General features: G+C 64.7%; 8 protein-coding genes and 2 tRNA genes. 5 read left to right on the forward strand and 5 right to left on the reverse strand.

Annotated elements, in window-relative coordinates:
- Together AC062T_RS11415 and dinB are read left to right on the forward strand one after the other, a co-directional pair.
- Window positions 1–694: M23 family metallopeptidase (locus tag AC062T_RS11415; protein WP_476030137.1), on the forward strand; the 694-nt coding region annotated here is incomplete at its 5' end.
- Window positions 695–770: 76 nt separating this feature from the next.
- On the forward strand, window positions 771–2,024 hold the full coding sequence (dinB, locus tag AC062T_RS11420) for a DNA polymerase IV (RefSeq protein ID WP_476030139.1): 1,254 nt from the start codon (window positions 771–773) through the stop codon (window positions 2,022–2,024).
- A gap of 44 nt (window positions 2,025–2,068) precedes the next feature.
- Here the strand turns inward: dinB and AC062T_RS11425 are convergent, their stop codons facing one another.
- From AC062T_RS11425 to orn, 5 genes are all read right to left on the reverse strand, one after another.
- Window positions 2,069–2,419 carry a metallopeptidase family protein gene (locus tag AC062T_RS11425; protein ID WP_108517006.1) on the reverse strand — a complete coding sequence of 117 codons (351 nt, stop codon included), beginning with the start codon at window positions 2,417–2,419 and terminating at the stop codon, window positions 2,069–2,071.
- Window positions 2,412–2,885, reverse strand: a complete 474-nt coding sequence (locus tag AC062T_RS11430; RefSeq protein WP_476030141.1) for a DUF2017 family protein — start codon at window positions 2,883–2,885, stop codon at window positions 2,412–2,414. The genes AC062T_RS11425 and AC062T_RS11430 overlap by 8 nt, the downstream gene beginning before the upstream one ends.
- Before the next feature lie 3 nt (window positions 2,886–2,888).
- A complete protein-coding gene (gene clpS / locus AC062T_RS11435) occupies window positions 2,889–3,173 on the reverse strand; it encodes an ATP-dependent Clp protease adapter ClpS (protein ID WP_108517004.1) in 285 nt (94 codons plus the stop codon).
- A gap of 136 nt (window positions 3,174–3,309) precedes the next feature.
- Window positions 3,310–3,385 (reverse strand) — tRNA-His (locus AC062T_RS11440).
- Between the two features lie 54 nt (window positions 3,386–3,439).
- Window positions 3,440–4,060 (reverse strand): oligoribonuclease, encoded by a 621-nt coding sequence (gene orn, locus AC062T_RS11445; protein ID WP_108517002.1) that lies wholly within the window; start codon window positions 4,058–4,060, stop codon window positions 3,440–3,442.
- A gap of 57 nt (window positions 4,061–4,117) precedes the next feature.
- Here orn and AC062T_RS11450 point away from each other — a divergent pair, with 57 nt between their 5' ends.
- The 3 genes from AC062T_RS11450 to AC062T_RS11460 all read left to right on the forward strand — a co-directional run.
- Window positions 4,118–4,387, forward strand: coding sequence for an oligoribonuclease (locus tag AC062T_RS11450; RefSeq protein WP_476030144.1), 270 nt, complete (start codon window positions 4,118–4,120; stop codon window positions 4,385–4,387).
- A 63-nt stretch (window positions 4,388–4,450) separates the two neighbouring features.
- Window positions 4,451–4,523, forward strand: a tRNA-Arg gene (locus AC062T_RS11455).
- 132 nt (window positions 4,524–4,655) lie between these two features.
- Window positions 4,656–4,852 (forward strand): FAD-dependent oxidoreductase (locus AC062T_RS11460; protein ID WP_476030146.1); only part of this gene is annotated, 197 nt, incomplete at its 3' end.

A 4,852-nucleotide genomic window follows, 5' to 3' on the forward strand; every position in this document is an offset into this window, starting at 1 on the left:
CCTCCACGGCGTGCACGCCGTCAAAACTCTGCGCACTCGTCTCGCGGCAACCACCGGAGCGCTGTTGATCGCTGCGATCGCGGGAGTAGCGGTTCCTGCGGCAGCGCAGCCCGTCCAACCCGCGGTGGCGGCGGTCGAGCCACCAGCGCAGTCCCTCTCGATCGCTGCGGTGGCAGCAACGCCGATCGTTCCCGTGGTGCGCGATACCTACACGGCGGTCAGTGCACCAAAGCCTGCCCCCGTCGCCAAGGCGCCCGCGGTCGCCATGGTCGCTGGCCTGCAGTACCCCCTGCCCCTCGGCAGCGCTGTCGCGAGCGGCTACGGGCCCCGCGACTGCGCAGCGTGCTACTCAAACTTTCACCACGGCATGGACATCTTCCCCGGCGCAGGCACGCCGGTGAGCGCGATGGCCTCGGGCACCGTCAGCAGCGCTAGCCCCTCATCCTCCGGCGCCATGGGCGTATCTGTGACCATCAGCCACACCATCGGCGGCCAGCTCGTAACAAGCGTCTACGGCCACCTCCAGGCTGGATCGATGACGCTCAGCGTTGGCGACAGTGTGGGCGTCGGCCAGGTTATTGGCCTCGTGGGGGCAACAGGCAACGCTCAGGGCCCGCACCTCCACTTCGAGGTCCACCCCGGCGGCGGCGATTCCGTTGACCCCTACGCGTGGATCGCAGCCCGAATCGGCTAGGCGCCGCAGAGGGCGGGTGGGCTCCGCCACATCCGGCATGGATTCGGATGTCGGCGGGCTGGTCTAGCCTGAATCGGTGAGTAAGCAAGACGGTTCGGCGCGGCAGGTCAGTGCTGCCTCCGTCGACAGCACCACTTCCCCGATCTTGCACGTCGACCTCGATGCGTTCTTCGCCTCGGTCGAACTACTCGACCGGCCCGATCTCGTCGACCAGCCCGTCGTGGTCGCGGGCAAATCCGCTCGCTCGGTGGTGACTGCCGCCAACTATCCGGCCCGCCGGTTCGGAGTGCGTTCGGCGATGCCGCTCAGCCAGGCCATGCGGCTCTGCCCTCGCGCGGTCGTGCTCGAACCCCATTTCGAGAAGTATCAGCACTTCTCATCCCAGGTCATGGCGATCTTCGACGATATGACGCCGCTGGTGGAGCGGCTGGGCATCGACGAGGCGTTCCTCGACGTCGCGGGGGCTCGTCGGGTGCGTGGCACCCCGGCCGAGGTCGGACAGCTGATTCGGCAGCGGGTTCGCGACGAGACGGGTCTGGCCTGCTCTGTGGGGGCGGCCTCAACCAAGTTCGTGGCCAAGCTCGCCTCGGGACGGGCAAAGCCGGACGGGCTGCTCGTCATCCCGGCCGCACAGACCCTTGAGTTTTTGCACCCATTGCCCGTCTCTGCGCTCTGGGGGGTGGGAGCCGCCACCGAGGCGACCCTGCTTCGGCAGGCGCTGCACACCATCGGGGATATTGCGCATACGCCGCTCCCGGTGCTGAGGCGGACCCTCGGCGATGCGCTCGGCACCAAACTGCATGAGCTCTCCAACGGAATCGATCCGCGCACCGTAAGCCCGGGCCGGGTTGAGAAGAGCATCGGCCATGAGATGACCTTCGAGACGGATATCGACGACGACGACGTGCTCAATCGAGAGCTCCTCCGAATGTCAACGAAGGTTGCCGCTCGGCTGCGCGCGGCCGGCAGCGAGGCGGGCACCATCTCCCTCAAGCTTCGATACGGAGACTTCACCACCATTACCCGCGCCCGGCGGCTGGCGGCGCCCACGGACCTCGCTCGCACAATCTATGCCGAGGCCAGGGCCGCCTACGAGGCGGTGGGGCAGCATCCGCCCGTGCGCCTCATCGGAGTGCGGGCCGAGAACCTCGCGCCGGCGGGTGGCGCACAACCGTCGCTGTGGGATGCGGACGAGAGCTGGCGGGATGCGGAGCGCACGGTCGACGGGGTGACGCGCCGATTCGGGCGGGACAGCATCCGGCCAGCAGCGCTGCTTACGGGCCGGCCCCGCAGCGGTCCGCAGCCGCCGCGGTCAGAGCCTCACGACTAGCCGGCCCCAGGACTAGCAGGGCTCGCGATCAGCCAGACGCCTGACTAGCCCCAGCCGAGTTCGTGCAGTTGCGCGTCGTCGATTCCATAGAAGTGCGCGATTTCGTGAACCAGGGTCACATGGATCTCGTCCCGGAGCTGCCCGATGTCGTCGCAGATCGCCAGCAGCGGTTCCCGAAAGAGCACGATGCGATCGGGTAATTCGCCATAGCCGTAAGTTCCGCGCTCCGTCAGGGCGACCCCCTCATAGACGCCGAGCGTGTCGAGAGTGCCGTTGGGTGGCCGGGCCTCCGTCACAAAGATCACATTGTCGAGCCCATCGACCATGTCATCGGGCAGCTGATCGAGTTCGTCAACAACAAGCTTCTCGAACTCGTCTTCGCCCATGTCAAGCATCGAGGGCCTCAACGAGCGAGTTCTGCACGAAGCCCAGCCAGTCGTAGACGTCCCGCATCATGGGGTCGGTCTCGCGGCCGTCGTCGTCGTCCTCAGAGTCGATGTCGAGGCGAACGGCGAGCACAAGACGGATGTCGGTGAGCGTCTTAAGCCAGGCGAGTGCCTGGGATGCCTCGACCCGAATGCGACCGTCATCGCCCGTCGACTCCAGGGTCTCCACGACCGTCTGGGCGTTGGTGGCCTTGCGGGCGGCGAGGTCTGCCTCGGTGAAGCGACGGAATTCGGATGCCGCCTCGGCGTCGTCGGCGTAGGCATCCGGAAGCAGGCGCAGCACGGCAGGGTCGCTGGGGGAGCGCTCGGTGAGCAGGTCAGCAATTTGCCTCGCCAGCGTTGTGAGCACGCCAATTTCTGCGTCATCGGCCAGTGCGACGAAGCTGCCGTCGGCTTCGCGTTCAAATCGCCTCACCGGTTACTCTCCCGACTTCGCGAGCGTGGCCCAGAGGCCGTAGTCGTGCATGGCTTCGACATGGCGCTCCATCTCTTCGCGGGTGCCCGATGCCACAACGGCCTTTCCTTCGAGATGCACGGCAAGCATCAGCCGTTCGGCCTCGACTGCGGTGTATCCAAAGTAACTGCGGAATACGTACGAGACATACGACATGAGGTTGACTGGGTCGTTCCAGACGATTGCGACCCAGGGTGTGTCTGATGCAACCGACAGCGTTGGCTGCGAACGTTCGGCAATGCGGGGCATGCTTCCAGCCTGACACACGCCGCGTCGCTCTGCGCACTGCCCGTGCAGGCGCGCTGATCCGCACATTCCTACCGGGCCCGGTGAAACGAGAAACGGCCCGGCCGAAGCCGAGCCGTTTCTGTGAGGTTTACCTCGATGGGGTGAACGACGGGACTCGAACCCGCGACATCCGGCACCACAAGCCAGCGCTCTACCAACTGAGCTACGCCCACCATGTGCTTTCTCCGCGGATTTCTCCGGGCGAAAAAGGCAACTAGACGATTGTATTACAACCTGGAGGCGAAATTCTCCACCACGGACGCCGACACGAGCTGCAGCTCTTCGGTCGTGGGCCCGGGGTCAGAAACGAACACGGATCGGCGGTAGTACTCGAGTTCACGGATCGACTCGAGGATGTCGGCCAGGGCCCGATGACCGCCGTTCTTTTCTGGTGCGTTGATGTAGACGCGGGGGAACCAGCGGCGTGCGAGCTCTTTGATCGAGGAGACATCCACGTTTCGGTAGTGGAGGTGACTGTCGACCCTGGGCATGTACTTGGCGATGAACGCACGGTCCGTGCCAATGGTGTTGCCAGCGAGGGGCGCCTTGCCCGCAGTGGGCACGTGCTTCAGGATGTACTCGTTCACCGCGAACTCTGCGTCGGCCAGAGAGACTCCGTTCGGAATCTCTTCGAGCAGCCCTGACTTCTCATGCATAGTGCGCACAAAGTCGTTCATGTTGTCGAGCGCCGACTGATCGGGCTTAATCACAATCGCGAATCCAGGGTCGATGATCTGGAGGTCGTAGTCGGTGATCACCACCGCAACTTCAACCAGTTCATCGTTTTCGAGGTCGAGCCCCGTCATTTCACAATCGATCCAGACGAGTCGGTCTGCGGTGCTAGCCATTGTTCGATCCTATCGTTGGCCCCTGACAGCAGCGGCGCGCGGTGGTACTAAGAGAGCATGACTGATTCACGGCCTGCCCTGGCTAAGGGTGATGAGTACATCGTTGTTTACGCCGGAGGCCCGAGCGACGGGCAAACGGAGCGGCGCATCAGCACCGATGGAACATGGGATGACTCGGTCACCGTTCTCGCATCTGAGTCGGGCGCGGAGAGCATGATCAACTATGACGCAACGAGCTGGCGAGAAGTGGGCGGCACCTATTTCGTCACCTATGTATACGACCCGCGCGACAGCGAACCGCTCGAGGATCCAGAAGAGCGGGAGTAGGGAGCGCACAGCGGCGCGGAGAGCGGAAATCATCCCCGGCTACTGCGGTATTCTTGGGGGGTCGCCTCCGTAGCTCAGGGGATAGAGCAGGAGCCTTCTAATCTCTTGGTCGCAGGTTCGAATCCTGCCGGGGGCACTCCATTCACGACACGACGTCGACGCCCGCATGCTCCTGCTGGCTAGCCCTTTCCCTGAACCCGCTCTCCGCGCGCGGTGGTAAGCACTGCGTAGGGGCTCCGTCCAGCGCCCCACAGGGTGAGGAGCGCAGATGACCACCGCAGAGTACGACGTGATTGTTCTTGGTGCTGGGGTTGCCGGCGAGAACGCTGCCGATAGGGCGGTGCAGGGCGGCCTGACCGCCGTCATCGTGGAACCGGAGCTTGTGGGCGGCGAATGCTCGTACTGGGCGTGCGTGCCCTCGAAAGCTCTGCTGAGGCCGGCGCAGGCGATGCGCGCTGCCCAGAG

The organism is Homoserinimonas sp. (assembly GCF_056262345.1).

Bases quoted from the DNA above. Each gene is read 5' to 3' on its own strand.
- AC062T_RS11425 (WP_108517006.1), bottom strand. From the start codon at position 2,419: ATGCTTGACATGGGCGAAGACGAGTTCGAGAAGCTTGTTGTTGACGAA.
- clpS (WP_108517004.1), bottom strand. From the start codon at position 3,173: ATGCCCCGCATTGCCGAACGTTCGCAGCCAACGCTGTCGGTTGCATCA.
- orn (WP_108517002.1), bottom strand. From the start codon at position 4,060: ATGGCTAGCACCGCAGACCGACTCGTCTGGATCGATTGTGAAATGACG.
- AC062T_RS11450 (WP_476030144.1), top strand. From the start codon at position 4,118: ATGACTGATTCACGGCCTGCCCTGGCTAAGGGTGATGAGTACATCGTT.